The sequence below is a fragment of the Dehalobacter sp. DCM genome (genome assembly GCF_024972775.1).
Classification (GTDB): Bacteria; Bacillota; Desulfitobacteriia; order Desulfitobacteriales; family Syntrophobotulaceae; genus Dehalobacter.
The window spans coordinates 695,648-720,219 of the sequence record NZ_CP092282.1 but is presented as its reverse complement, the minus strand read 5'-3'; the positions used below and the strand labels follow the sequence as shown (position 1 = coordinate 720,219).

Sequence of the window (24,572 nt, the reverse complement as noted above, 5' to 3'; positions counted from 1 at the left end):
GCTTCGCTTAATCCACAAGTACAATCCCCAACCTTTGAGCGGCAATAATTGCTTGATCCAGCGAGGGCCTGGCATCTTTCAGTACCAGACGTGCGCCGCCTCGATTTAAGGTTTCAACCATTGAGCCCTGCTCCGTGGCGTAGATGGTGATTCGCTGCATTTGCGGCTCATCGACTTGCTTTATCTCTACCTTTATCTTTTTATTTTTCACGATTTGCATAATATCGCGGTAGGTTTGACCGTTATCTGTACTGGCACCCAAAACTGCCGCCATTAAAATCCCGGGTACATTAATACCGCGCCGGGCAAACAGTTCCGGATATAACTCTATTTTGACCCCGGTAATCTCTCCTTTGGCTAAAGCATAGGCTATACGTCCCGCATTGGTCGGTGACCCTACGGCCTGGCTGCTCCCTCCCACGACGGCTTCCCCAAAAGGCTTCACGATCGAATTCGCCTTTTTAGCGAGTGTACGCGCTTCGCCTAAGGCTTTTTCCATCGTACCCTTAATATTTTTCTGCTCAGCATCCTTGACGGAATCATCAACAAAGGATTCCACATGGGTATTCGTTTTAAAGAACGGCTGCATATACTCATTAACAACAGGAACAACATACTTTGCTGAAACCGGGTGTACTGCCGCCGCCATAGCGATCATGACATCCACCGGAACATCCAACGGTATATTGGTATTCAGTGCCAGGTTAGCTGCTAAATTCCCAATAACCACACCGCCGCCGATATGGGTTGCGCACAATCCGGATACCATGACCCTGGGCGTGCAGGGAACGGCAATGGTTGGCGATAACGCCAGAACGATTGCTTTCGCTATTGCTTTGGGTCGCCCATTGCGAAATTCGACCATGCAGGCCGCCATGGCCGCCGCGCTGGCACCAAAGCCTTCCATATTACAGCCCGTCGTGGTTTTTCCCGCCCGGAAAATAGTCCCGACTTTTAACATCACAGCAAGAACCCGGCCAAGTTCTTCTTTATCTGTAATGATCTCCTTGAGCGCTCTGAATATCCCGGTATAGACGCAAGAATCGCCTGTCCCGGCACAGGGCTGCAACCCGCAAGAATGATTACCGACTTGAGCGGCCAGTGTATACACCAAGATCTTGTTAATAATTTCATCTTTGAATAGCGAATGTGAGAAATTATTATAGACAAGTTCTTGGGGCACCGTGCCAAGAAGCATACTGGAACCGGATGTAAGCCCCACTTCCGAAGCATACAGGTTATGCGCAAAAGCATTGATCATCGCATCGATAACCTCTTCCCGGGTCATTGTATTCTGCGCCATTCCCTCAGCGATGATGACTTCACTGGCACGGACACCTAAATCATCCGCTACTTCTACAATTTCGCCGATGGTTAATTGGCCGATTTCATATCCCTTTTGTTGAATTAATGCAATAATCTTTTCCACGGCAATCATCTCCAAATTAGTATTACACTCTGACTTGGATCTTTAAAAGCTCTTCAAGCGGTTTGATGACAGCTGAAATGTCTTCTCTTCCCAATCCGGCAGCACGGGCCTGCTCATAGACCTGTTGGGCGAGGTTCGTTAATATCATCGGTACTTTGGCCTCTTTTGCTGTCTGAATTGCCAGTTCTAAATCTTTGTATTGCAAATCAATCGCAAATCCCTGTTCAAACTGACCTTTAAAAACGAAGTTGGGCATTTTCGCTGCGAGGGCATAACTGCTGCCGGAACTGACATTAATAATCTCCAGGAGAACCTGGGGATCCAGTCCTAACTTAGTCCCTAAAGCAAACGCCTCGGCAACAGCAGCCATATTCACGCCCAACAGCAAATTATTGATAATTTTTACAGCATCACCCGCGCCGACTTTTCCGACATGGTAGATTTTATTACCCATTACTTCCAACAGCGGTTGATAGTGCTTCACTACGTCTGCTTCCCCACCGACCATAATCGTTAACGTTCCGTTCGTTGCTCCCTTTACGCCGCCGCTGACCGGTGCATCAATATAGTCAACCTGATACGCCGCTGCTGCGTTAGCCACTTTTTCGGTAAATGTGGGAGACACGCTGGACATATCAATAATGGCAAATCCAGGCTTTGCACCCGCAATTATTCCTTGTTCCCCAAATAGGACCGATTCCACAATAGCCCCGTTGGGCAGCATCAGAATAACGACATCGACCTCTTGAGCCAGTTCACGCGGGCTTTCAGCCCGTATTGCGCCATCAGCAACCAGTTCTTGAACAACAGCGTCATTGACGTCGTTTACAACCAACGGATATCCGGCGCTCATTATATTCTTGGCCATCGGTTTTCCCATGGCGCCTATGCCTATAAACCCGACTTTCAATGGAAACACCTCCTTAATCTGTACCGTTCTTAACGAAGACCGTCTTCACCCTTTATTTCGTCTTTTTGCAGACCGCCAATCCGTGGGTGCGGACGTCCGGCGTCAGTCACAACCAGTGCGACAACAAGTTCATCAGCCCTTGGCGCATCGGCAATTCTCACTTCCATGGCATCATAGTGTGTCCGAACAAATGCGGCATCTTTATAATGTACGGGGACATCTAAACCCGTTCCTACGCCGCCAAGCTTTTTAGCTGAGGGAATAATCGCATTGCCGCCGCCTACCTCATCTCTGAACGGTTTTCCAAGACGGGGATGTAGGATAGCTGCGGCGTGCTCGAGCTCGCCTTTCTCCCCGATAATGGCGCCCTTACCATAGCTCTCCACGTGCTCTTTGGGAATTCCCAGCGCCTTCACTGCTTTTTCCGCAAGCAGGGAGCCTAATTGTTCACCGACTTCCATCAGTTCCGTTAGATCTTCTGCATACTGTCCGGCGAATGGATTCTTAATGACAGCAACTGCCGCCGCCTTGCGTGTTGGAACGGCGACACATTTCTCACCGTCTTTATGCGTTTCTTCCACAATGGTAATGATTTTTCTAATTTCCATTATTTAGCCCTCCCTCAATTATTACAGGTTGACAGACGTTTTCCGGTATCATCGCCATATAGTCATCAAGAAAAAGTACTGCGCCGCAAATAATGCCTTCATTCTTTAATTCCAAGGCTTTGCGCACGCCGCTTTCCAAAGCCTTAACCTTTGTTTCGGGTTTTAAAAACCCAACGTTGACGGTGACCAAGTGCCCTTTTATATCTGTATTCGGATCCAGTTGTTCCGCCGGGAGACGGATGATAGCTGGATCGGCGATATCACAGTGATTAGCTACCAGCGTGGCACAAGCATCTGCGGTGCGGGCGTTCCTGGCCATGATGGTGACTGCACTGGCAATACCTTTGGTAAAACTGCGTCCTCCCCGCCCGCTCGTCGCCACCCCTCCGATATTGTTTCCCGAGTTAAGGTCAATGACATGACTATACTCGCAAGATTCTATGCTCGGCATCAAGCCCAGCTTTGTTTTTTCTTCTCCCAGCAAGCGGATCGCGATATCCCCGCCATTATTCACCAGTACTTTGGTGGCACCTTTTTCTATCAGCCAGTCCCCGGCCAAGTCAGCGAATGTTCCTGCTACGGCAGCCATCGGCGTTAACGTCCGGCCCCCTGCATCAAGAACAGCTTGCACCATCAGCTGGAGCGGCAATGGATAAACCCTTAAATCCGGTGCGTCCAAAGTGAGAATATCCTTTGCCTGCTTTTGAACCGCAGCTAAATCGGACAATAGGCGAACCACATATTTAGCCGCATCCTGTAGTTCTTCCGTCATGGCACGGCCCTCTGATCTGGCCGTGAGTGTCATTTGTACCGGTCCATAATCCAAAAACACCCGATCTTCTGCTAGAACAGTGATCATTTTCTTACCCTCTTCCGATTATTCCGGCTGGTTGATGATCTCACTTCGTTTTTTAATAGCATCGATGTGTCCGCCGATTTTCTGGTACTTATCCAATGGCATGGTATACTCGACCGGAGCGACGGTTGCCGGCGTCGGAACCCAGGTAAAGGCCTTAGGCACCACTTTCTCCACATCGACCATGAAGTTGATACCCCCGCCGGGCAGTACAAAGGTTTTTGCGCCGCCGATGGTTAATACCGCATCACCGTCATGAACCGCTTGGGTTACACGGGCAGGATTTACCGCAACACCGGCGCGCGCACTTCCGCCTGTGCCTCCGACATACAGCGCGGATACGCGTGCATTTTCACTGGTGTCACGGATCGTATCCACCGCATCCTGTGCTTCCGTCGTCATCGGTATCTCTTTTACGGAACCGTCGTTTTGTATTTCAAACAGGGCTGCCATTCTTCCCGTGGTCTCCGTTACAAGGATAGTCATTCCTGCCTTGGCTAAGGACATGTCAATGGATTTAATGGCATCCTTCGGATCTTCAATATCCGTTCCGCCCCAACCATGGCCATGTTCTCCGAAGTAGCGCCCGCGGGTGCTTCTTCTGGCATTGGGAGTGACCCCGCTCCAATTCAAACCAACCGCTTCCCCTGCCATATGCTCCGAAAGTAATCCGACAATGTGATAATCTAAGATGATAACTTCATCCGCCGCTTCTTTTAAGCGGGCGGCAAACATTCCAATGGTAGCACTTCCGCAGCCGACACGCATCTTGCGATCTTCGACCCCATTAATGATCGGGGGGAATCCGACTTGAAGTTCCAGGACGTTATCGTCCACTTTCAACGTGACGCGTTCACTATTGGCAATTTCCACAACGGTTCGGGCGACGATAAATCCATCTTTACCGGTAAGCAGGTTGGCACCGCCAATGGTCAGCATTTTGGAGCCATACTCTTCCATATCAACCATACCCACAACTTTGCCGTTGCGTTTGACCTTAGCTCCCTCTTCACCGATATGCAAATTGGTATCAATTTTTACTTTTACGCCGCTGTAGCTTAAGGGTGCTTCCGTAACAACCGTAACCATCTCAACTCCGTCGACGGTGTCCTGAACAATATACGGTGCCGGCTTGCAGCACGGATAGTTCGTTCCGGCTCCGACTGCGGTTATGAGCGGGCCTCCCGGAGCGGTATCCGTAACTAATTGCCGATTTCGGATAAGCTGTCCGCCCTCATTGCGGTAACGTTGGCAAGCACCGACAAACCCAGCCGGTACTTCACACTGTACCGGGCATGACGTGCATTTCACTGCACCTTCATTAATATCTGCCATTTTCATCGCTGCCCCTTTTGAACACACGCGGGTGCAGATCCCGCAGCTGGAGCAGTTCTCCAAAATGACTGCCTTTTTATCTTTCATCATTATCGCTTGATTCGGGCATTCTCTGGCACACAAGGCGCAGCCCGTGCAGAGTGCCTTATCAATAATTACCGCCATCTTATCATCTCCCCGTTATCCTCATGGATAAATAATTACTTAACCAACTATACAGTCTCGTGCCGAGGGCGGTGTATTACGGCTTTTGTTCGCTTTAATAATCCCATCGATCATCACGAGAGCGACTGCCGGGATATCACCGGCTGCTATTGCTTCCAACGCATTGCTGCCTATAGAGCCGATCGGCGTATCTATGACAATCAAATCAGCTTCTTTGCCTTCTTTGATTAAACCAGTATCCAAACCAAAGACACGTGCCGTATTTCCGGTAGCCATAGCAACAACTTTTTCCGCTGGGATATCCGACATGGAAGCAATGAGGCAAATGGTCCTCAGGATCCCGAGAGGGATAATACCAGAACCGGATGGGGAATCATTTCCTAAAATAACCCGACCCAAGTCATCTTTTGCTGCCAATTGGCGAACGGTATAATCTGCAATTTTCGGATTGCCGCATTGGACGATTTCCAGAGCCATAGTTGTTTCATTGATCAGCCTGTCGACTTCCTGCGGAGAAATCGCGGTAGGTCCGCCGTTGATATGAGAAGATACGGTTGGCTGGACGGCAATGATATCGTCCGCCCCCACCACAGAACTTCCTGGAATGGAGGTTCCGCCGGTATGCATCGCTACTTTCATGCCGTATTTCTTCGCCCAATTGACCATAGGTACCGCGTCTTCAGGCTTTTTGACGCTGCCAAGTCCGACTTCCCCTACCAGCCAGACACCTTCCTTGGCCATCTCGGCAAAATCAGCCTCAACCAGCCCTTTTTCTAGTATGACTGCGCCGCCGTGAACTTTGAGACCCGATGAACGCAGGTTATTAAAGGATTTATGAGCCAGGATGGCCAGTGCTTTCGTTCCGGCCGGATCTTTGGGTCGGCCGGGGACATGCGGTTCACCTGCCGAGATAAAGGTGGTTACGCCGCCATGGATGGCACTGTCAAGATAGTCCTGTGTTTTCTGACGCGGGGTGTAGTCGCCAATTACCGGATGAACGTGGGAGTCTATCAACCCTGGAGCGACCGTCATTCCGGAAACATCAATGGTCTTATCGAGCTTAAATCCTTCGAGGATATCCGCGTTGCCGACTCGCGCTATTTTTCCGTCCTGAACGACGATGGTATTTGCTTGGCTTATTGGTTCATCCATATCCCCCGTCAGGATCGTTCCGATGTTTATGAAAGCGATTGTTGCCATATGATAATACCTCCCAAAACATGATATATCGTGTTTCTCACTTAACGCGTTCTCTTACTCTACTTTTTCCTTGGCCGCCTGGAGCGCCGCCACGATTCTCTCCGGGGTCATCGGCAAATCATAGATCCTGACACCGATGGCATCGGCGACTGCATTGGCGATAGCCGCTGCCGTCGGAACCAAGGCCGGTTCACCGACTCCTTTGGCCCCAAAAGGGCCTTTGTCAGCTGGTTCTTCAATAATAATGGAATACACTTCTGGTACATCCATTGCCGTTGGAATGAGATAGGTGGACATAGCCGGGTTTTGGATTTCGCCCTCCTTCATGTTGACTTCCTCCATCAGAGCATACCCAATACCCATCGCACAGCCGCCTTCGATTTGTCCTTCGACATTTTGTGGATTTATAGCTTTACCGACATCGTGCGCGGCGACAATTTTTAGAACTTCAACGATACCGGTCTCCGTATCAACCTCTACTTCAGCGACCTGTGTCGCGAATGCATAGGTTTCGTAAGGGATACCTTTGCCTGTTTCCGGGTCAAGCAATGTGGTGGACGGATTATAGGACCCATGGGCCAGGGTTAAGATCCCATTGCTGCGGCACTTGGCAATAACTTCTTTGATGGTTAACCCACTGGGCGTATGATTGGCAAAGACAGAACCGTTAGAGAGACTGATTGTTTCGGGCTCCCGTTTCAATATTTCAGCAGCCTTGAGGATAACCTGGTCTCTGATCTTTTCAGCCGCCAAACGAACAGCGTTCCCGGAAATATACGTTTGCCGTGATGCCGAGGTTGCCCCGGCGTCTGGCGTTACTTCCGTATCCGCTGAAATTACCACAACCTCGTCTATACCAATGCCTAAGGTTTCTGCGGCAATTTGCCCAAGGATCGTCGTTGAACCCTGCCCAATATCCGCACAGCCGGTCATAACAATCGCCGACCCGTCATCCAGAAAATCAACAAATGCACCGGATGGATTAGGAGCAGCTGTATTGCCGATGCCATACCACATATTTGCTATACCATATCCACGTTTTTTCATTTGTTTTCATCCCCCAGACCGGGCATGACCTGAAGTGCTTTTTCCCAGGCTGCCTCGATTGTTTTACCGATGCCGATACTGGAATTCAGTTGCTGCTGAGTTGCAGTCAGCGACCCTTCTTTAAGAATATTGCGGCGGCGTATATCCACCGGACTGATTCCCACGGCGTTTGCTACCAGATCCATTTGGCTTTCCGTGGCAAATGCCATCTGCGGTGTGCCAAAACCTCGCATCGCTCCGCTGAATGGATTGTTTGTATAAACACAATAAGATTCGATATCGACATTTGGAACTTCGTACGGTCCAGTGGCATGTACTGCTCCGCGATTCAATGTTGCCGGTCCATAGGAGCCGTATGCGCCTGTATCGCCAATGATTCTTACTTTAACAGCAACCAGTTTACCTTGTTTATCTGCTGCTGTCGTAAAATCAATATAGAAAGGATGGCGTTTACCGGAAGCGATAAAGGACGTTTCGCGGTCATAAACCATTCTTACCGGACGACCCAGCTTTAAAGCCGCCAATCCCAGGAAGCATTGCACCGAAATATCCAGTTTGCCGCCAAAACCGCCGCCAGTCGGCGTCTGCATTATCCTGACTTTATTCAATGGCAGACCCAAGACCCGGGCCACGTCACGCCGATCGTAATGCGGATTCTGCGTACCTGCCTTGATGACAAGCATGTCATTATCCATATACGCGACGCCTGCTTCGGTTTCAATATAGAGATGTTCAATCCGCTGGGTTGTATATTTTCTGGCAATCACCACATCCGCACATTGCAGTGCGGACTCTGCGTCGCCTTTTTTGATCTTATAAATCCCGAGGATATTCCCTTTCTCATGAATGGCCGGCGCATCTTCTTTCATTGCATCCAGAACATCGTAGAGCGGGGGCAGTTCTTCATACGTAACCTTGATTAACGCCATGGCTTTTTCAGCACTGACCTCATCCTCGGCAGCGATTAATGCCACCGCATCCCCTTTGAAACGTACCTTATCTGTAAGCATCGGCTGATCTTTGACAATTATGCCATAACCATTGATCCCAGGTACATCAGCATGCGTGAATATCTGCACCACGCCAGGGACTTTCATAGCCTCACAGATCTCAATATTTTTGACCAGACCGTGAGCGATTTTGCTGCGTAATACTTTTAAACAAAGCGCACCCGGAAGAGCGATGTCACCGGCATACTTTGTTTCACCCGTCGTTTTTTGCAGTCCATCAATACGCATAACTGACTTTCCCACTGTGGTATAGTCATTCACGGGTAACACCTTCTTTCGCAGCATGACGGGACGCATCCATTTCGGCAAGGTTTTCGAATTCGATATCAACGTTTTGTTGATCTTTGGCTTCTTTAAGTGACGCTGCCGTTTGTACCCCTTGAATGATCTTCGTATAACCTGTACAACGGCACATATTGCCGGATATGGCCCGGGTTATTTCCTTTTTAGACGGTTTCGGATTATTGTTCAGCAATACCCTTGCCGCCAGAATCATTCCGGGTGTACAGTATCCGCACTGCACGGCCCCAACTTCCATGAACGCTTGTTGATATGGAGCAATCTCGCCGCTTTCAGCAAGTCCTTCAATCGTAATAACCTCTTTACCATGAGCTTGAGGTGCCATAACTAAACAGGAGTCTACCAGTTCCCCATCCAGAATGACAGAACAAGCGCCGCATTCCCCTTCCCCGCATCCTTCCTTTGTACCGGTCAAATGCAGGACATTACGGAGAAAGTCAAGCAAACGCATACTTGGGTCAATATTCTTAACTATGGATTTGCCATTGACTGTTGTTTCCAAATGAAACTCCGCCATTCATCGCACCCCCTGTCTGCTTTCCATAAATAAGGCACTCAGTAAATCCCGGGCAATACCCTTCACCGCCTCGTTTTTCCAAACAGCGGAGGGACGGGTGCCTAATACGCGAGTGACTTCTTGTTGTGACCTATTAGCAAAATAATCGATTAAATCATCAGTGAGTTGTTTCCCTATCAGCGATTCCTCCAGTACGGGATACCGCTTTGGGTTAGGCCCTACTGCACCAATCCCGACACGGGCATCGGTTATATGGTCATTTTCTAGGTTATAGATAACCGCCATACTCATTCTGGCAATCGCTAACGCTTTACGGCGTCCTAATTTGATAAATCCGGTCTTACTGCCGGCAGGGGGTATCTTAAAAATGATTTCCGTAATGATTTCCTGCGGCTCAATAGTGGTTTTTCCGACGCCACGCAGAACATCACATACAGGAACAATACGCGACCCATTTAAACAATTAAGCTTCACCTCAGCATCTAAGGTTACAAGTGCTGTCACTGTATCCGCAGCCGGTGAAGCATTGGCAATATTGCCGCCAATTGTTCCTGAATTACGAATTTGCGGAGAACCAACTGCCCCAGCCGCTTGCGCCAACAACACCACATTTTCCCGTATAATTGAAGACGCTTCGATATGTGAAAAAGCAGTCACACTGCCAATCCGTATCTCATCGCCTTCCAGCCGGATTCCCCGGATTTCTTCTATCTTCGATAAATCAACCAATCCTGCCGTATTTAATTCGCCTTTACCCAATGCCGGAACAATATCGGTTCCGCCGGCCAAAGGCTTTAATGCCCCGTCTGATTCTGCCAATATTTTCAGAGCGGCTTGCAGCGATTGCGGTTGGTAATATTCTTTCAAATTCAGCATATCATCGCATCCTTATAATCAATAATTGCCCATGTCGGCCACCAATTACGCATGACACTCATTACTCATACGGAAGTCTTCTTTTCGCTGTCGAGTCACTATCCCGTTCTTTTTCGATCTGCAAACGATAGTCTGGCGGGGACACCGATCGCATGTCTGCGTCCCCATCCATTTTATCGCCGCTGCGCCCTCTTATCCCAGTGAAGTTAGTGTGATTATCGCCTCATTACGCGTCACGGATTTTCTATTTATTTGCCCAGTTCTTCATCGGCCCGTTTAACAATCGCATCGAGTTCTTTTAATACGTCCGCCGAACGCTCAATAGGAGCATAGTTCTGTTTCAGATTCGCAAACGCATCTTTCGCCCGGGCTACAATGTCTTTGCTGCCTTTTTCCACCCAACCTGTTCGGGTGTCACGGGAAAATACTTTTGTTTTATAAGCATCTCTAAAGTGCTTAAAGGTGTGTTTCTTATCGACAAAGCCCTCATGCTCACCGAGGGAAATGATATCCGCCCAGTCAACGGATTCTTCATCGATGACCGCGCCGCCCTTCAGTTGCCGGACCATACCAAATACGTCATTGTCGATGATCAGCTGAATGGGGTTAATAGCCTTTGCTGTCTCCAGCTGGCCTGCGCCGCCGAGAACAGAAGCTCCTGCCAAAGCAACCATGTGACTTAAGGATGCTTGTTCAAATCCCGATTGGGCATCCATTATGCAGCTATCTGTACCCGTTGCATAGGTATGAGCGGGTATGCCATAGCCATCCTGGAGCAGCTGCATCGCAATCATTCTACCTAGTGTGGTGGACATTGCTGATTGGGTTGTGGACGTTGTCTGCATATCCATTTCGAATAGCAGCGGTGTGCATACACACGGTGTCCCCGGTGCAATGATCTGGGCCATCAAGGCCATGGCCAGTGTCTCAGCCACTGCGATCAAGGCAATCCCGGACGGGGTGATGGGCACATTGGCGCCAGCTGCGGGCAATGAACACGGTTGCAGCGGAACTCCCGCTTTCGCGCATTCATAGATGATATTCATATCCATGTATTTATAGGTCAAAGGGGGAACGGAACAGCAGATCGCGCTGATGATCGGTCTTTCACGCAGCTTGTCTTTTCCTCCAACCACAGCCGCGGCCATTTCGATCAGGTATTTAATATTTTCGGCTTCATAAGGCTGTACCCATCCATGTTTCCGCGTATTACGCAGAACTGTATCGAATGTATGGATATCGATCGTTTCTGCCGGGAAATTGACCGGATTCGTTGACGGCAGTGACCAGAAGTCGATATTTGGCAGATTATCCATGAGGCGTATGAACTCGGCCACTTCTTCGATCAGGATATGATGATACTCATCGCTGTCAATGTTATTGGGATAGTACATACCGCCGGTGTTCGTCCGGGTATGGAACAGACCTTTCGGATGAGGGAGTTTTAAATCAAATTGCGGATCGATAGCGGCTAAGGTGAACTCACGCGGTACTTTTGCCAACGCGTCTTCGTATAACGCATCCGTTAATTTGACTAAACCTTGATCCGAGACCGAAGCGCCGGCTTTCTTTAAGATCTCAGCAACTTCTTTGTGTTCAATTTTAAAGCCCTTCTCCGTGAGGAGCGCCTTGACTTTGCTTTTCAGAAATGCCAGTTCTTCTGCTGTTAAAATACTTACCTTTAATCCCGTTGCCATTATGGTTATACCTCCCCTTATATCACGTGCTTCATGTTTAACAATTTACTTCTTGACAAGTTCTTTACAAAGATCTGCAGCAGATGCTGCATCGGGTGCGAAACCGTCAGCTCCGATGCTGTCGGCAAATTCTTGGGAAATGGGAGCACCGCCGACGATGATTTTCACTTTATCTCTTAAACCTTCCTCGGCCAGCTTATCGATGGTGGCTTTCATTTGGTTCATCGTCGTTGTCAGCAGCGCTGACATGGCCAGGATATCCGGGTTGTATTCTTTTATTGCCGCTGCAAATGCCTCCGGTGCTATGTCGATTCCAATGTCTTTAACTTCCAGTCCGCTGCTTTCCATCATGATCCGAACCAGGTTTTTCCCGATATCGTGTAAGTCGCCCTTAACTGTTCCCAGCAGGACCTTGATGGACGCGCCCATATCGGACGAGGAAATCAAGGGTTTAACGATTTCTACACCCGCTGCCATACTGCGGGCTGACATAAGGACTTCCGGTACAAACATGTCGCCGGCTTTGAAGCGGACACCCACCACGTTCATTCCGCCGATGAGTCCGTCGTTGATGATCTCTAACGGATTGTTTCCTGCAGCCACTAGGCTATTCACTTGTTCAATAACGAGATCCTCATCACCCAGAATTACACTCTCAGCAAGATCGGCATACGTAATCATTTTTATTTCCTCCTAAAAATATTTCTAGCAATTGTAAATTGCCGGGTTCCCTCTTTTATTTAATCCACCTTATACGATCTTAAGGCACGCTGACAATCACACGTGATTAGCTTCTGATCCTTATTTCCTTAAGAACTTGTCTCCTCAATATATCTAATATATCTTTGAGTCTGCAGTCAAAGCAGAGCAGATAAACCCTGCTTTGACTGCGCCTCTTATGACTTTGCAGTCAACGAACGACTAATTAATTCTGTTAGTATTCAATAAAATAGTATTCAGTAAAACCCCGCGACTTATTTAGCCGCGCCACGAGCAGCTTCCTGCTCATAGTATTCATCTTCAGCTGCTTCAAGTTGTCCGTAGAATTCGTCCAAAACAGCCTTATCCATTGGTTTTGTAAGCAGTGAAACGACAACCAAAACAACTGCTGCGGCAATCATACCGAACAAGCCATACCACGCATCACCATAACCCATTTTATAGGTTACGATAACGCCGATAACACCGATAATCGAAGCCCAGATCGCTCCGGGGGCTGTTGCTCTCCGCCAATAAAGGGTGGCAACAAGTACCGGGAAGATCGGCATAACCAGAGCAATGGCGAACATAATCAATGTCCAGATCAGGTCGGGCGGGTTGATCGCCAAGACCATAGCGGCAATGCCGAGTGCGGCAACGGCTAAGCGGGCGATAACCATATGGGTGTTCTTGGAGACCTTGAGTTTAAGCAGTTTGGCCAGAATATCTTCTGAGATGATGGAGCCTGCGACTAAAAGGTGTGACGTCGCAGCAGATAAACCTTTGGCTAAAACACCCCAGACGAACAGCGACATAAGAATGATCGCAAATCCCATCATTTCCGGCGAAATAATTTCGGTGATCAAGTAAGGTATTACCAGCTCGGTATCGGCTCCGGATAATCCAGGTACGAGCGCAATCGCAACGAACCCGATAACCATACACCCGGTCCATACGATTAACTGCAGTGCTGGCTGGAAACGCATGAGTTGGCGCTGAGCGGCAAGGTCCTTCCCGAAATAGCCCGCGCGAATGAATACATCCGGCAGCATGATTGTCCAGCCGATGGCGCAGGCGAGGGGATACCCAAGTCTCGCCGAATAGGGAGCCCAGCTGGCAGGACCGGGATAAGAGAACCAATTGTTTGAATTGGTCCAAACACTGGCCACTGCATCCCCGAACGATCCGTCGAAACCAACGACAAAGGCGCTGATCCCGATGGTCCACAAGGCGATCATAAAAATCCAGCCTTGGACTGTGGCTGCCCAAGCGACGGATTTAACACCACCAAAAGGCACAAATAACAAAGCTGTAATACCGACGAAGATAATAACGGATGTGTTTGATATCAGCCCGCCGCTGGCAACATTTGCGGCCTGACCGCAGGCGACATAAATTGCCGCTGCATAAGGCATGGAAACAGCAAAAAACACAAGAGCCAGAATCAGACGCAATACAGGACTCTTAAAGCGGTCCGCGTAAATATCCGCCGGTGTGGCGTAGCCTCGCCGTGTATTGATCAGCCATACTTTATTCATGACAAAATACGTGAGCACCGGGAACAGGGGCATATAGCTGAGTTCCGACATATAATAGCCGAAACCGCCGCGGTAATATCCTCCCGGACCGGAAAAGAACACCCAGGTACTCATCAGCGCAGCAATATATGTCATACAAAGAACAAACCAATGAATTGAATTCCCCGCTGTATAAAAGTGCGTCGTTGATTTATGCCGGTCACGCCACCAAACAAAAACCCCGAAGATAATTAAAGCACCCATGTAGATGATATAAATTGCCCATGTTGAAGTTACTGATAACATCAAACACCCTCCTCTGAGTTATTATCACTAGAGGCAACCGCATCCTGTCTAACTTTGAGTTTCCTTTGACGATTTAAGATATACATGCCGACATAAACGATGACCCAGATTGGTATAATCGTTAATGCCCCATGAATAATCGCCCCTCTGGCATCGCCATATTGAGGAACCCCCGGTATGTTGTACAGGACGTAGAATAGTACAACGAGTATTAACCACCATTTTTCAGTCTTTTTATAAGCTGGTGTTTTGGGTTTTTCTGGCATTTCTTTTCCTCCCTTGTTTCTAATAAGGTGTCGGATACGTAGATTTTCAATCCCGGTCTATTAATCCCTCCTTTATCGGGTGAAACCATTTCTGCATTTTTTACTGCATCCATGATCTTACGAGCTGAAATGCGTAAAAAACGCGTTCCCACTTTGTCTTTGACTGTGTTTTGATGTGCCTATATATATTGCAATTTTTGTACCAACCAATCAGAAAGTAATTATTCCCGAAAACTCAAATTATATTAATAACATTTCACGCCATATTTTAATTTACGATCTATCAAATTGCCCAAAACTAAATGTCAAAAGCATCAAAAGTGGCTTTTCATCGGGTTCTAGCTTTATTCTGCTTCATATAGAGCAACAGAAATACTAACGCTATATAATTCAATTATGTAATGATTCTTAAATAGCTAGATAATTTAAGACCATAATTTGTCGAAGAAACAACGGACCCCATTTCATAGTTGAAATGGGGTCCGTTGTTTCTTCGTTCATTAATTTCAGTTGTGAATGTTTTTAATTCATATTTGAAATGGTTTAAGCGATATTATCACGCTTTTGACAAACTTATCGCAAAAAGCAACAATAAATATTTATTCAATTCCATATTCAGTGAGTTTTCGCCATAAGGTTGGGGTACTTATTCCTAGCACTTCAGCCGTTTTAGCCTTCTTATACTGATTCATTTCCAGGGCTTTCTTAATAATCATCTTTTCTGTTTGTATAACGGCTTTCTGCAAATTCAAGGATTCATGGTTAAAATTAATCTGTAAGGCTTCATTCTGATTCTCCCCTTGCCATAAGTATAACGGCAAATGTTCCGGCAGCAGCATGGCTTGGCCTCGAATCATATTCATAGCCGATTCAATGCAGTTTTGAAGTTCACGAACATTTCCTGGCCAGTAGTATTTTTTCAGGATTGTAAGCGTGTTGTCATCAATATCCACAGCAGCTTTTCCCAAAGAATAAGCGTATTTGTTAATGAAGTATCGCGTCAGTAAAATAACATCATCTTGACGTTCCCTTAAAGGCGGTACAGTGAGCTGAACAACGTTTAACCGATAATAAAGATCATCCCTAAACTTTCCTTCCCCAATCAAATGGGCAAGTTGTTTATTGGTTGAAGCGATAACCCGGACATCCACTTTTTTAGCTTTAAATCCGCCAACCCGCACGACTTCTCTTTCCTGCAGTACACGCAGTAACTTCGTTTGAAGGCCAAATTCCAACTCACTTATTTCATCAAGAAATATTGTACCACCGTTTGCTTGTTCAAAAGCCCCGACGCTGCCACCCTTCTTTGCCCCGGTGAAAGCACCTTCTTCATATCCAAATAGATTACTTTCAATGAGTGAAGCGGGTAACGCCCCGCAGTTTATCGCAATAAACGGCTGGTAACGGCGTTCACTGGCATTATGGATCGATTGAGCAAACAACTCCTTACCCGTTCCCGTCTCTCCATAAATAAGAATGGAAGACACACCCTCGGCAATAAATTTAGCCAATGTTTTTGTTTTTGTTATTTGTTCACTTTCACCAATGATGTCTTCAAAACGATATTTAGCACTCTGAAATTTTTTCACTTCATCGTAAAGCTTTTGTTGTTTGCTGACAACTTTTTCGTTGTTAAATCCAAAACCAATTTTTTCAGTGATGGGAATACGTACGGCCATTGCCCCATGTGTGGAAAATGACTTTCCAACAAAGGGTTCCTGGGACAGCATCGCTTGCTTGGCCTGATCACTGATTTGCCCTCGTAATTCGTGTCGTTCCTTTCCATCCGAAAAAAAGCTGTATAAGCGCTCGCCTCTTTCATTGAAGATAACCGCCTCTCCGCCTGCAACTTGGGCAATCATCGGAAGTGCCTTGACCAAGGCATCAACAAATTTTTGTTCTTTTTTTATTCGTTCCACATTGCTGCAGGACAGAACATAATTACCTACCTTCAATGCCCAGGCGTCGGCCTGATCTTCGATTTGAGAATAGCCGATTTGCGGCTCATTTCGCTGTGCAGCCTCTCTCGCCAGCTCATATATCTCGCCCCTATAGCTTTCTAATTCATTTCCATTCCAGTCAATAGTATATAATCTTTTGCCATCTAAATCCGTAATCGTAGCATAGCCACCGGATGTCTTTGCCAGTATGGGCAAAATAATTCGCAGTTTCTCTAAATCATCGCTATTGTTCATCTTACCCTCCACCAGTGCACATAGACTCTCACCAAGCAACATCTAAAAGACAGAGATCTTCCTGTTCATTATTAGAATTCGGAAGGATAAAAATATACTTCTTTTTTACACGATTTCACTTTAAGCTTTATATAAAAAAAAGTCAATGCCAGTTAACGTCTTTTCTATTTCTGGCAAAGACAGCGACATCGGGTCACCTATTCGATGACCATAGACGGTTCATGATCAAAGGAAAGTTATAATACTTTTCTTATGGTGTATAAAGACCTCAGAACAAGCCAATTTTGTGGAAAATAGCGGCCAATCGTCCAATAGCTAACGCCTCCCAGACGGAACTCATGGGCTAAGGTCAGTTTGGCATAGATGCTTCGGGCATCTTCAAACCAAACCTCATGTTTCTTGCCTGCTTCATAATAGGTTAGAGTAGGCGATTGCGCCGTCGCATCATATTGAATCATTGTACCCTTTGTTCTGGCAAGATCAACAGCAGCGGTATTGGAAATTGTCTTAGCAGCAGTCCCTGTTACATAAGGAAGTGTCCAGTCATAACCATAGTTGGGAATTCCCATAAAAATCTTTTGCCTTGGGATAGCGGATACAGCATAGTTTAACACTTTCCGCACCTCATTTAACGGCGCAACAGCCTTTGGCGGACTATAGGTGTAGCCCCATTCATAGGTCATGAGAATGACATGGTCGGCTAAAGCACCGTGAACAGGATAATCATGGGCTTCATAGAGTACTCCTTTTTGCTCGGCCGATAACTTCGGTGCCAATGCTGTCGTCACCGAATATCCTAAGGGTCGAAGCGTGTTGACGACCCGCCGCAAAAAGTTATTATAGTTTTCTCTGTCCGCCGGATAGATGTACTCAAAATCGATATCCAGGCCATAATAGTTTTTTTCTCTCAAGATCCTTATGATATTATTGATTAACGTATTTTGAACAGTCGGATTCCTCAGGATGGACCTCGCCAGGTCACTATTGAAGCTGCCGCCGCTCTGGATATTGGTTATCACCATCAACGGGGCTACTCTAGCCGCTCTCGCCGCCTGTATAAGCTGAGAGTCCGTGATGTTGGTCACACTGCCGTCAGAATTCACTTGATGGCTGAAAATACTTAGGTATGTAAGATAAGGAAGCGTTTTACGCAGTGTTTCCATCGCGATATTCGGAAAGGCATAGCCATTGACTTCTATTGTTCCATAAGTTTGGCTTTCTCCTGGTATTGTAATAACTTGACCGATAACGATCTGGCTGGGGTTAGGTATCTGAGGATTCGCCGTTAACACCGCCTGCAGACTGACGCCGTATTTTCGGGCGATGCTATAGAGAGATTCACCGGCGGCAACTGTATGTCTGCGGGTACTTTGGATAATTACCAGCGTCTGTCCAACAACTAATTGATCGGGATTTGCCAATTCATTATCCGTAATAATTTTCTGGGGAGAAACACCATATTTCCTGGCAATGAGATAGATGCTCTCACCGGCACTGACAACATGAATTTTCAAGACGACACACTTCCTTTTTCATAGTTTATGCAGTGAAAAAGACGATGTGTGCTGCCAGTTGATGCGTAGTAATCTCTGAAGGGTTGTCCCAAATTCGACATTGATGTCGAATTTGGGACAACCTATTGGTATGTATTTAGTGGAATATCTTTTTGAGAAATCGCAGTACCGGCTAACTGATCAGGACATAGCTGCTTTTCAGGTACAGAAAGAGCGAATAACTTTCTTCACATTTTCCCATGTTTTGGATATGCTATTATATCCGAATAACCCATATCTCTTTCCCACACAGATTGTGTGGTTTTTTTATGCACACACCTCTACCTTAGCCAAAACATATTGTAAAGCATCCATAGTTAGAAAGGGGGTAAAAAAAGTGAGAGTTCCACCGGCTACGCCAGAATATAACCAAGCCATTAAAGAAGTTATGCCCGCCGTACAACATAGCCTACGTGAGACACCCATAAGTCTAAATCATGCTGTTACTGAAGCTGCTTTAATTGCTTATATGATAGGAAGAGGATATTCATACAGACAGGCAATCTGGATTGTCGAGTCTTGGGAGCAGCACGAAATTTTCCCTATGTAAAAATTATACCCAACAATCAGGTCTATAAAAACAAGAAAAGCAGCCAGGCACGTTCCGCTGGCTGCTTTTTACGGTTCATAAAAACTAGTACAGTGTATTCTAAATAACTTCGCAAACAAACACGTAAGCTTTTTTTCTGAGGTTGGTCTGCATACCACATTCCGCTTTCGGCTCTTGTGCCCTCCATGAATTTGCATTGAGGAAGTTAAAATTCTTTTGCCCTCCTTGGCGATTTTTTAACTTAGGTCCATCCATGGACCGTTGCGCTACGCAATCCATGCTCTGCTTGTCGCCGGAACTGTGGAACGCAGACCTGATTTGAGGTGTATCGAAAAAATAAGCCCAAAGGATCTCTTCCTCGGGGCTTTGCTTGCTTAATTTAAGCAGTTTGAGTTTGCTGGAAAATACTATTAAGATAAGGAAGAATTTTTGGTAAAACAGCCCAGATACGAGTAAACAACCAAGATAAAGCATTTGTTATTGCAGAAAGCATTGAGTATCCCCCTTTAAATATATAAGAGATCGAATAGTCTTTGTTATATTATGTATTTGTTACCAAAAATGTGAATAAAAATAGCATTATTGAATTCGAAAATTGATAACCTCATGATCTCCCTGGAAAACGGTCTTGATTCGGAATCAGTGCGTAACAGGCTCCTTGAGTATGAAGCCAGGAAAAAAGTCTTATCAATTATAAAGCCTTTACCTTATTGTCTATGATTTTAATTTTTATTTATATACTAGCATACCAAAAAATAGAATGAAAGATCGATTTTGGATGTCAATTCAATTAAATGGATGTCAGAAAAATAAAAAACTCTAAGCTTTTGGCTTAACAAACTTCGGGATTATATGTCCGAAACTAATTTGACTTTATCGTCGGTTATGAAGGAGCTTCGAAAAATGAAGTATGTTCATACACTTGAGGGGAAAAGGCTACTTTCGCCGATAACGAAAAAACAAAGGGATATCCTGACAGCCTGTGGTTTGTCCTCACCCGATGTTCATGCTTGGCTTTCTACTGTTTTGATATAGAACCAATCTGTATATTATAATTTTACGGGAGTTTAGGATGAAAAAAGAAATTAGAATAGGCATAAAAAATAGGCAGTTTATGCCTATTCTAATTTCTTTGGTTGCGGGGGCCGGATTTGAACCGACGACCTTCGGGTTATGAGCCCGACGAGCTACCACTGCTCCACCCCGCGACGATAACTATTTTATTATATCTAAGATTCAGACTGTTATTCATGCTAATTCTGGCAACTGTTTTTCAATAAGAAATCGTTATCTTTAAGATCAAAATGGTGGGCAGGGATGGATTCGAACCACCGTACCTTTCGGAACAGATTTACAGTCTGCCGCCTTTAACCACTCGGCCACCTACCCATTTTTCACTTGGAGCCGATGGCAGGACTCGAACCTGTAACCTGCTGATTACAAATCAGCTGCTCTACCAATTGAGCTACATCGGCAGGAGAGACTAGTGTATTGTAACAAATATCGTTGTGTGTTGTCAATAAAAAAAGCAAGTTTTTTTGTGGTATTTTTTAGGACGTATTACCTAAGCTCCCCGATGCTCCAGGTATCTCTCAAGCTTCCTTTTCACTCGCTGTAGTGCGTTGTCAATAGACTTGACATGTCGGTCAAGGTCGACAGCAATCTCCTGATAAGATTTCCCTTCCAGATAGGACATTAAAACTTCCCATTCGAGCGAGCTGAGTATCTCGCCCATCTTTTCTTCAATATCATCAAACTCTTCCCGACTGATGATAAGTTCTTCCGGATCCGTAATCTTCGTCCCCGAGATAACATCAAGCAAGGTTCGGTCTGAATCCTCGTCGTAAATGGGTTTGTTTAGCGATACGTAGGAGTTAAGGGGGATATGTTTCTGTCGGGTTGCTGTTTTAATAGCAGTAATGATTTGGCGGGTGATACACAACTCAGCAAATGCGCGAAACGACGACAGCTTGTCCCCACGGAAGTCACGAATCGCTTTATAAAGCCCGATCATGCCTTCCTGAATAATGTCTTCCCGATCTGCGCCGATCAGGAAATACGAGCGTGCTTTAGCTCGAACAAAATTTTTGTACTTGTTGATTAAGTACTCCTGAGCTTCTGCGTCACCTATCTTCGCTAACTCTACTAGTTCCTCATCGGCTATGTATTCATTAGCTTCGAAATCCTCTTGAATCTCTGTCTGAATGCTATAGGTCAAGTCCATCCCTCCCGAATGCAATCCCGAAGGAAACGCTGAAGCCTTGTTTATGCGCTTTACACCGGATTAATTATACCTGAATTGTACAAACAGCGTCAAGACGAAGTTTGACGGTATATGTCGGTTCAACCTTTATTTCTCTGCCTTAGGACCTCATAGAGGATGATTGAGCCCGCAACACTGGCGTTTAAGGATGCAATTCTTCCAAGCATTGGCAGTGAAATCACTTCATCACATGTCTCCTTGACCAAGCGGCCTAAACCCTTATCTTCTCCGCCAATGACAACAACTCTGGGGCCTTTTAAATCAGCCTGGTAAATATCTTTGCCGCCGGCTTCCGCCCCGGATACCCAGCAGCCTTCATCTTTTAAGTATTTCAAGGTTTGAACAAGATTAGCGACTCTGGCTACAGGCACGTATTCGATTGCACCGGCAGAGGTTCTGCCGACGGCCGGTGTCAAACCAACACTTCGTCTTTTGGGTATAATCACGCCATGAACACCGGCTGCATCTGCTGTTCGCAGAAGCGCCCCTAAATTATGCGGGTCTTCGATCTCATCCAGTACCAATATGAATGGATCCTCACCCTTCTGCCGGGCAATAGCAATAATATCCGAGGGCTCTACATATTCTTTGGCTGCCGATAGCGCAACAATGCCCTGATGCTTTTCACCTGCGCTCAATTTATCCAGAACCGCATTGTCCACAAATTGAAAGGGTATGCCGCGTTCTTTACACCGATGGACGATATCGGCATTCCTGCCCTGACCGTTTTCTTTTTCACTTTTCATCACGATCTTATTCACTGGATTACCGGATTTGAGCAGTTCATTGACAGCATTACGTCCACATACGATATTTTCACCCAAAATATTTCACCTTCCAGTAAAGCATTTTTCAATTTTCTTAGCACAACATCAGGTGGTGTGTTACATTTTTGACAATAAGCAAGCAGTGTACACCTATAATTTCCGTATATATTTTACCACCTGATAGTCAATTCCATTATAATTTTTCATTTCGCCGACGGAGGCTATTTTCCAATCTTCATTTTGATCAACATCAGTAAAGAATGTATCCGCCGGAAAAGCCGCTCCTATCTTGGTGACATAGAGCTCATCCAGATAAGGCATCATGAGTTTAAAAAGCGACTCTCCGCCAATAATACAAATGTCATCCGACGGATATTTTTTTAACTCAAGCAACAAATCATCCAAAGAGCGGCATATAATGACCCGGTCATCCTGAAATTGGCTATTGGAACTGATGACGATATTGATTCTGTCTTTCAGCGGCTCTTTCCCAGGCAGAGACTCATAAGTCCCTCTTCCCATGACAACGACCTTCCCGACCGTCATCTGTTTAAAGAATTTCATATCATCGGGAATCTTCATCAGCAAATCTCCTTGATAGCCAATTCCCCAATTTCGATCAACCGATACGATTGCTTTCATCGTGCCACCTCGATAAGCATTTTATAACTGTTAAATATTTATCAATGGATTAATTCTTAACCCAGGAACATTTTTCTGACTTCCTGCACTCTCCCGCAGGCCATCTTGCCTTCCTTACATTTGCTGATAAGGCATGGTGGAAGTGCTTTTTCATAAAGAACATCGGATAGTCCCCTTAGAATCTTGAGTTTTTTTACAGCAAGCTGTCTTATTTCCCATTGGGCATTCAAGCAGGTTCTTTCCGAGAGCATCGCATTATCAATTCGCGCGTTTGTGGACATGACGATTTTTATAAGCTGACAATTAAGGATAAATGGCAGGGCTTTATCCAATCCATGTTGTAAACAGATATCCTTAGCAAATTTCCGGAAATCATCAGTCAATGTCACATAGTCATTATAAAAAGGTGATTGGCGAATACTGTCCGGTATAACAACAGGCCTCTCCAAATCCAAGAGGACATGCAATAAGTCCTCCCTGTACATTTCCGGAAGACGGTGCCGAACCTGCTGGTGGTAGGTGACGAAAGAACACATTATCCCAAATGTGGTTCGAGCCTGCTCAGCTATGCTTTCGTGGCCGTATCCCATTACTCTTTGCACAGTTTCCCGGGCCTTTTTGTCCGCTTCATCGCCCCAGGCTTTCAGTATCTCGGAAGACGATTTGCTTTGCGTACTGGTTAACGCTCCCAATCCGGCCTTTGTGTTTGGATCCTGGCAACTGGTCAGCAGAACAACATCTTCCACTGGAGTGATTTTTGCTAAGTCTTCGCGGTAGAAATCCTCAATAATCTCGCTATTCTTGCCGTCCACATTTTGAGGCATAACCCGAAGGAGCTCTCCTGGAAGACAGGCGCTCAATTCTTGCTTAAACTCACAAAACACATCCCCATATCGGTAATCAGAGAGAAGTCGGTAGAGCTCTGTCAATTTATCACCGGTCATAGCAAAAGCCAGATTTGTTTTTGCCCCTAATGGCAGAATATAGCGCGCATCTTCTATTGGGATACCGTAGAGGTAATGTTCCGGTTTGGGGCGTCCCTTAAAACTGCCATTTTTTAATGCGCCCATTTTCGCGTAAAGCTCCATGGCCCGTTGGCCTAACTCTACGGCCCGCCGGCTTTCATTCGGCGGAAGATCCGGAAAGACATAAGCATCGTCGCCCATTGCCACATAGCGTTGGCTCTGCTGGACATAAGAAGCTTTCAATTCACAGAGCAGCATGCTTTGGACCCTGTTGATGCCTTCAGCCACGAAGGAAATATTGATCGTCTTCAATACCTCCTTCAGATCCCTCTCCGGCATTTCTTGGATATTATTCCGCTTTGCCCACGTAATAATTCTTTCAAGTCCCGTATGTTCGAAATGAGTGATCCTCATCCTTCAGATTCCCCTCTCCCTGAAGTATCTGCGGCGATTTTCTCCAATATTTCGTCTAAGCGGATAAATACTCCGCTCATTCTGCTGGTATGTCCCGTAATATGCCAGTAGCCCACAAGGGCTTCAAACGCAGTGGCATGCCGATAGGTGACAACATCGACATTGCGTGGGTAATGCCCTTTCGCATTTCGTCCCCGGAGTACGACTTCTCTTTCTGTCTCGTCCAGTTCATCCATGAGGTATCGCAATATCCCCGCCTGGGTTTTCGCCTGAACGTAAGTAATCGCACGTTTGTGCATCTGTTGAACTTTGGTGATATTCTGCTCAAGAAGATGCTTCCTTACCCATAACTCATAAACGGCATCGCCTATATAGGCAAGCAGCAGGATATTAATATCCTGCCACCGTTTATCCAGTTTGACCGACCATATGTCCGGCAGGTCATTATTACCTTTTGTTTGATCAGGACGGTGATGATTCTCCAA

22 protein-coding genes and 3 tRNA genes are annotated in these 24,572 nt (G+C 46.2%); 1 reads left to right on the top strand and 24 read right to left on the bottom strand.

Going from position 1 to position 24,572, the window contains the following annotated elements; genetic code table 11:
* Positions 1-7: 7 nt before the first annotated feature.
* The 16 genes from LPY66_RS03530 to LPY66_RS03455 form a co-directional block, all read right to left on the bottom strand.
* Positions 8-1,438, bottom strand: a complete 1,431-nt coding sequence (locus LPY66_RS03530) for an L-serine ammonia-lyase, iron-sulfur-dependent, subunit alpha (RefSeq protein ID WP_337988017.1) — start codon at positions 1,436-1,438, stop codon at positions 8-10.
* A 13-nt stretch (positions 1,439-1,451) separates the two neighbouring features.
* Positions 1,452-2,357, bottom strand: coding sequence for an NAD(P)-dependent oxidoreductase (locus LPY66_RS03525; protein WP_337988016.1), 906 nt, complete (start codon positions 2,355-2,357; stop codon positions 1,452-1,454).
* An 11-nt stretch (positions 2,358-2,368) separates the two neighbouring features.
* Complete coding sequence (locus LPY66_RS03520; protein WP_337986721.1) at positions 2,369-2,947, bottom strand: amino acid synthesis family protein; 579 nt, start codon at positions 2,945-2,947, stop codon at positions 2,369-2,371.
* The gene (locus LPY66_RS03515; RefSeq protein ID WP_337986720.1) at positions 2,937-3,806 is read right to left on the bottom strand and encodes a UPF0280 family protein; all 870 of its coding nucleotides are present in this window, start codon (positions 3,804-3,806) and stop codon (positions 2,937-2,939) included. Before LPY66_RS03515 ends, LPY66_RS03520 begins: the two co-directional genes overlap by 11 nt.
* A gap of 18 nt (positions 3,807-3,824) precedes the next feature.
* On the bottom strand, positions 3,825-5,303 hold the full coding sequence (locus tag LPY66_RS03510) for a DUF362 domain-containing protein (RefSeq protein ID WP_337986719.1): 1,479 nt from the start codon (positions 5,301-5,303) through the stop codon (positions 3,825-3,827).
* A 39-nt stretch (positions 5,304-5,342) separates the two neighbouring features.
* Positions 5,343-6,503 (bottom strand): amidohydrolase family protein, encoded by a 1,161-nt coding sequence (locus tag LPY66_RS03505; RefSeq protein WP_337986718.1) that lies wholly within the window; start codon positions 6,501-6,503, stop codon positions 5,343-5,345.
* 54 nt (positions 6,504-6,557) lie between these two features.
* The gene (locus tag LPY66_RS03500) at positions 6,558-7,550 is read right to left on the bottom strand and encodes a xanthine dehydrogenase family protein molybdopterin-binding subunit (RefSeq protein ID WP_337986717.1); all 993 of its coding nucleotides are present in this window, start codon (positions 7,548-7,550) and stop codon (positions 6,558-6,560) included.
* Positions 7,547-8,845, bottom strand: a complete 1,299-nt coding sequence (locus tag LPY66_RS03495; RefSeq protein WP_337986716.1) for a xanthine dehydrogenase family protein molybdopterin-binding subunit — start codon at positions 8,843-8,845, stop codon at positions 7,547-7,549. The genes LPY66_RS03500 and LPY66_RS03495 overlap by 4 nt, the downstream gene beginning before the upstream one ends.
* On the bottom strand, positions 8,814-9,377 hold the full coding sequence (locus tag LPY66_RS03490) for a (2Fe-2S)-binding protein (RefSeq protein WP_337986715.1): 564 nt from the start codon (positions 9,375-9,377) through the stop codon (positions 8,814-8,816). The genes LPY66_RS03495 and LPY66_RS03490 overlap by 32 nt, the downstream gene beginning before the upstream one ends.
* The gene (locus LPY66_RS03485; RefSeq protein ID WP_337986714.1) at positions 9,378-10,253 is read right to left on the bottom strand and encodes an FAD binding domain-containing protein; all 876 of its coding nucleotides are present in this window, start codon (positions 10,251-10,253) and stop codon (positions 9,378-9,380) included.
* A gap of 248 nt (positions 10,254-10,501) precedes the next feature.
* Positions 10,502-11,950, bottom strand: a complete 1,449-nt coding sequence (locus LPY66_RS03480; protein ID WP_337986713.1) for a trimethylamine methyltransferase family protein — start codon at positions 11,948-11,950, stop codon at positions 10,502-10,504.
* A 45-nt stretch (positions 11,951-11,995) separates the two neighbouring features.
* On the bottom strand, positions 11,996-12,631 hold the full coding sequence (locus LPY66_RS03475) for a cobalamin B12-binding domain-containing protein (protein WP_337986712.1): 636 nt from the start codon (positions 12,629-12,631) through the stop codon (positions 11,996-11,998).
* A gap of 293 nt (positions 12,632-12,924) precedes the next feature.
* A complete protein-coding gene (locus tag LPY66_RS03470; RefSeq protein WP_337986711.1) occupies positions 12,925-14,472 on the bottom strand; it encodes a sodium:solute symporter family protein in 1,548 nt (515 codons plus the stop codon).
* Positions 14,472-14,738, bottom strand: coding sequence for a hypothetical protein (locus tag LPY66_RS03465; protein ID WP_337986710.1), 267 nt, complete (start codon positions 14,736-14,738; stop codon positions 14,472-14,474). Before LPY66_RS03465 ends, LPY66_RS03470 begins: the two co-directional genes overlap by 1 nt.
* A 599-nt stretch (positions 14,739-15,337) precedes the next feature.
* Positions 15,338-16,933 (bottom strand): sigma-54 interaction domain-containing protein, encoded by a 1,596-nt coding sequence (locus tag LPY66_RS03460; RefSeq protein ID WP_337986709.1) that lies wholly within the window; start codon positions 16,931-16,933, stop codon positions 15,338-15,340.
* 236 nt (positions 16,934-17,169) lie between these two features.
* Positions 17,170-18,447, bottom strand: coding sequence for a glycosyl hydrolase family 18 protein (locus LPY66_RS03455; RefSeq protein WP_337986708.1), 1,278 nt, complete (start codon positions 18,445-18,447; stop codon positions 17,170-17,172).
* A 112-nt stretch (positions 18,448-18,559) separates the two neighbouring features.
* On the opposite strand from LPY66_RS03455, the gene LPY66_RS03450 reads away from it, so the two are divergent.
* The gene (locus LPY66_RS03450) at positions 18,560-19,036 is read left to right on the top strand and encodes a hypothetical protein (protein ID WP_337986707.1); all 477 of its coding nucleotides are present in this window, start codon (positions 18,560-18,562) and stop codon (positions 19,034-19,036) included.
* A gap of 1,133 nt (positions 19,037-20,169) precedes the next feature.
* Here LPY66_RS03450 and LPY66_RS03445 read toward each other — a convergent pair.
* The 8 genes from LPY66_RS03445 to LPY66_RS03410 form a co-directional block, all read right to left on the bottom strand.
* A tRNA-Met gene (locus LPY66_RS03445) sits at positions 20,170-20,244 on the bottom strand.
* 97 nt (positions 20,245-20,341) lie between these two features.
* Positions 20,342-20,425: transfer RNA gene (locus LPY66_RS03440), tRNA-Tyr, on the bottom strand.
* A gap of 10 nt (positions 20,426-20,435) precedes the next feature.
* Positions 20,436-20,511 (bottom strand) — tRNA-Thr (locus LPY66_RS03435).
* 89 nt (positions 20,512-20,600) lie between these two features.
* On the bottom strand, positions 20,601-21,260 hold the full coding sequence (gene sigH / locus LPY66_RS03430) for an RNA polymerase sporulation sigma factor SigH (RefSeq protein WP_443112457.1): 660 nt from the start codon (positions 21,258-21,260) through the stop codon (positions 20,601-20,603).
* Positions 21,261-21,379: 119 nt separating this feature from the next.
* Entirely contained in the window at positions 21,380-22,123 is a 744-nt protein-coding gene (gene rlmB, locus LPY66_RS03425; RefSeq protein WP_337986705.1) for a 23S rRNA (guanosine(2251)-2'-O)-methyltransferase RlmB, read from the bottom strand.
* A 93-nt stretch (positions 22,124-22,216) separates the two neighbouring features.
* On the bottom strand, positions 22,217-22,708 hold the full coding sequence (locus tag LPY66_RS03420) for a dihydrofolate reductase (RefSeq protein ID WP_337986704.1): 492 nt from the start codon (positions 22,706-22,708) through the stop codon (positions 22,217-22,219).
* Positions 22,709-22,764: 56 nt separating this feature from the next.
* Positions 22,765-24,087 (bottom strand): FAD-dependent thymidylate synthase, encoded by a 1,323-nt coding sequence (locus tag LPY66_RS03415; protein ID WP_337986703.1) that lies wholly within the window; start codon positions 24,085-24,087, stop codon positions 22,765-22,767.
* Positions 24,084-24,572, bottom strand: a complete 489-nt coding sequence (locus LPY66_RS03410; protein WP_337986702.1) for a Mini-ribonuclease 3 — start codon at positions 24,570-24,572, stop codon at positions 24,084-24,086. Before LPY66_RS03410 ends, LPY66_RS03415 begins: the two co-directional genes overlap by 4 nt.

What these genes read in the sequence shown, in the direction of transcription:
- LPY66_RS03475 (WP_337986712.1), bottom strand. Translation starts at nt 12,631, where the DNA reads ATGATTACGTATGCCGATCTTGCTGAGAGTGTAATTCTGGGTGATGAG.
- LPY66_RS03415 (WP_337986703.1), bottom strand. Translation starts at nt 24,087, where the DNA reads ATGAGGATCACTCATTTCGAACATACGGGACTTGAAAGAATTATTACG.
- LPY66_RS03520 (WP_337986721.1), bottom strand. Translation starts at nt 2,947, where the DNA reads ATGGAAATTAGAAAAATCATTACCATTGTGGAAGAAACGCATAAAGAC.
- LPY66_RS03485 (WP_337986714.1), bottom strand. Translation starts at nt 10,253, where the DNA reads ATGCTGAATTTGAAAGAATATTACCAACCGCAATCGCTGCAAGCCGCT.
- LPY66_RS03500 (WP_337986717.1), bottom strand. Translation starts at nt 7,550, where the DNA reads ATGAAAAAACGTGGATATGGTATAGCAAATATGTGGTATGGCATCGGC.
- LPY66_RS03515 (WP_337986720.1), bottom strand. Translation starts at nt 3,806, where the DNA reads ATGATCACTGTTCTAGCAGAAGATCGGGTGTTTTTGGATTATGGACCG.
- LPY66_RS03530 (WP_337988017.1), bottom strand. Translation starts at nt 1,438, where the DNA reads ATGATTGCCGTGGAAAAGATTATTGCATTAATTCAACAAAAGGGATAT.
- LPY66_RS03420 (WP_337986704.1), bottom strand. Translation starts at nt 22,708, where the DNA reads ATGAAAGCAATCGTATCGGTTGATCGAAATTGGGGAATTGGCTATCAA.
- sigH (WP_443112457.1), bottom strand. Translation starts at nt 21,260, where the DNA reads ATGGACTTGACCTATAGCATTCAGACAGAGATTCAAGAGGATTTCGAA.
- LPY66_RS03495 (WP_337986716.1), bottom strand. Translation starts at nt 8,845, where the DNA reads ATGCTGCGAAAGAAGGTGTTACCCGTGAATGACTATACCACAGTGGGA.
- LPY66_RS03490 (WP_337986715.1), bottom strand. Translation starts at nt 9,377, where the DNA reads ATGGCGGAGTTTCATTTGGAAACAACAGTCAATGGCAAATCCATAGTT.
- LPY66_RS03505 (WP_337986718.1), bottom strand. Translation starts at nt 6,503, where the DNA reads ATGGCAACAATCGCTTTCATAAACATCGGAACGATCCTGACGGGGGAT.
- LPY66_RS03460 (WP_337986709.1), bottom strand. Translation starts at nt 16,933, where the DNA reads ATGAACAATAGCGATGATTTAGAGAAACTGCGAATTATTTTGCCCATA.
- LPY66_RS03465 (WP_337986710.1), bottom strand. Translation starts at nt 14,738, where the DNA reads ATGCCAGAAAAACCCAAAACACCAGCTTATAAAAAGACTGAAAAATGG.
- LPY66_RS03480 (WP_337986713.1), bottom strand. Translation starts at nt 11,950, where the DNA reads ATGGCAACGGGATTAAAGGTAAGTATTTTAACAGCAGAAGAACTGGCA.
- LPY66_RS03470 (WP_337986711.1), bottom strand. Translation starts at nt 14,472, where the DNA reads ATGTTATCAGTAACTTCAACATGGGCAATTTATATCATCTACATGGGT.
- LPY66_RS03510 (WP_337986719.1), bottom strand. Translation starts at nt 5,303, where the DNA reads ATGGCGGTAATTATTGATAAGGCACTCTGCACGGGCTGCGCCTTGTGT.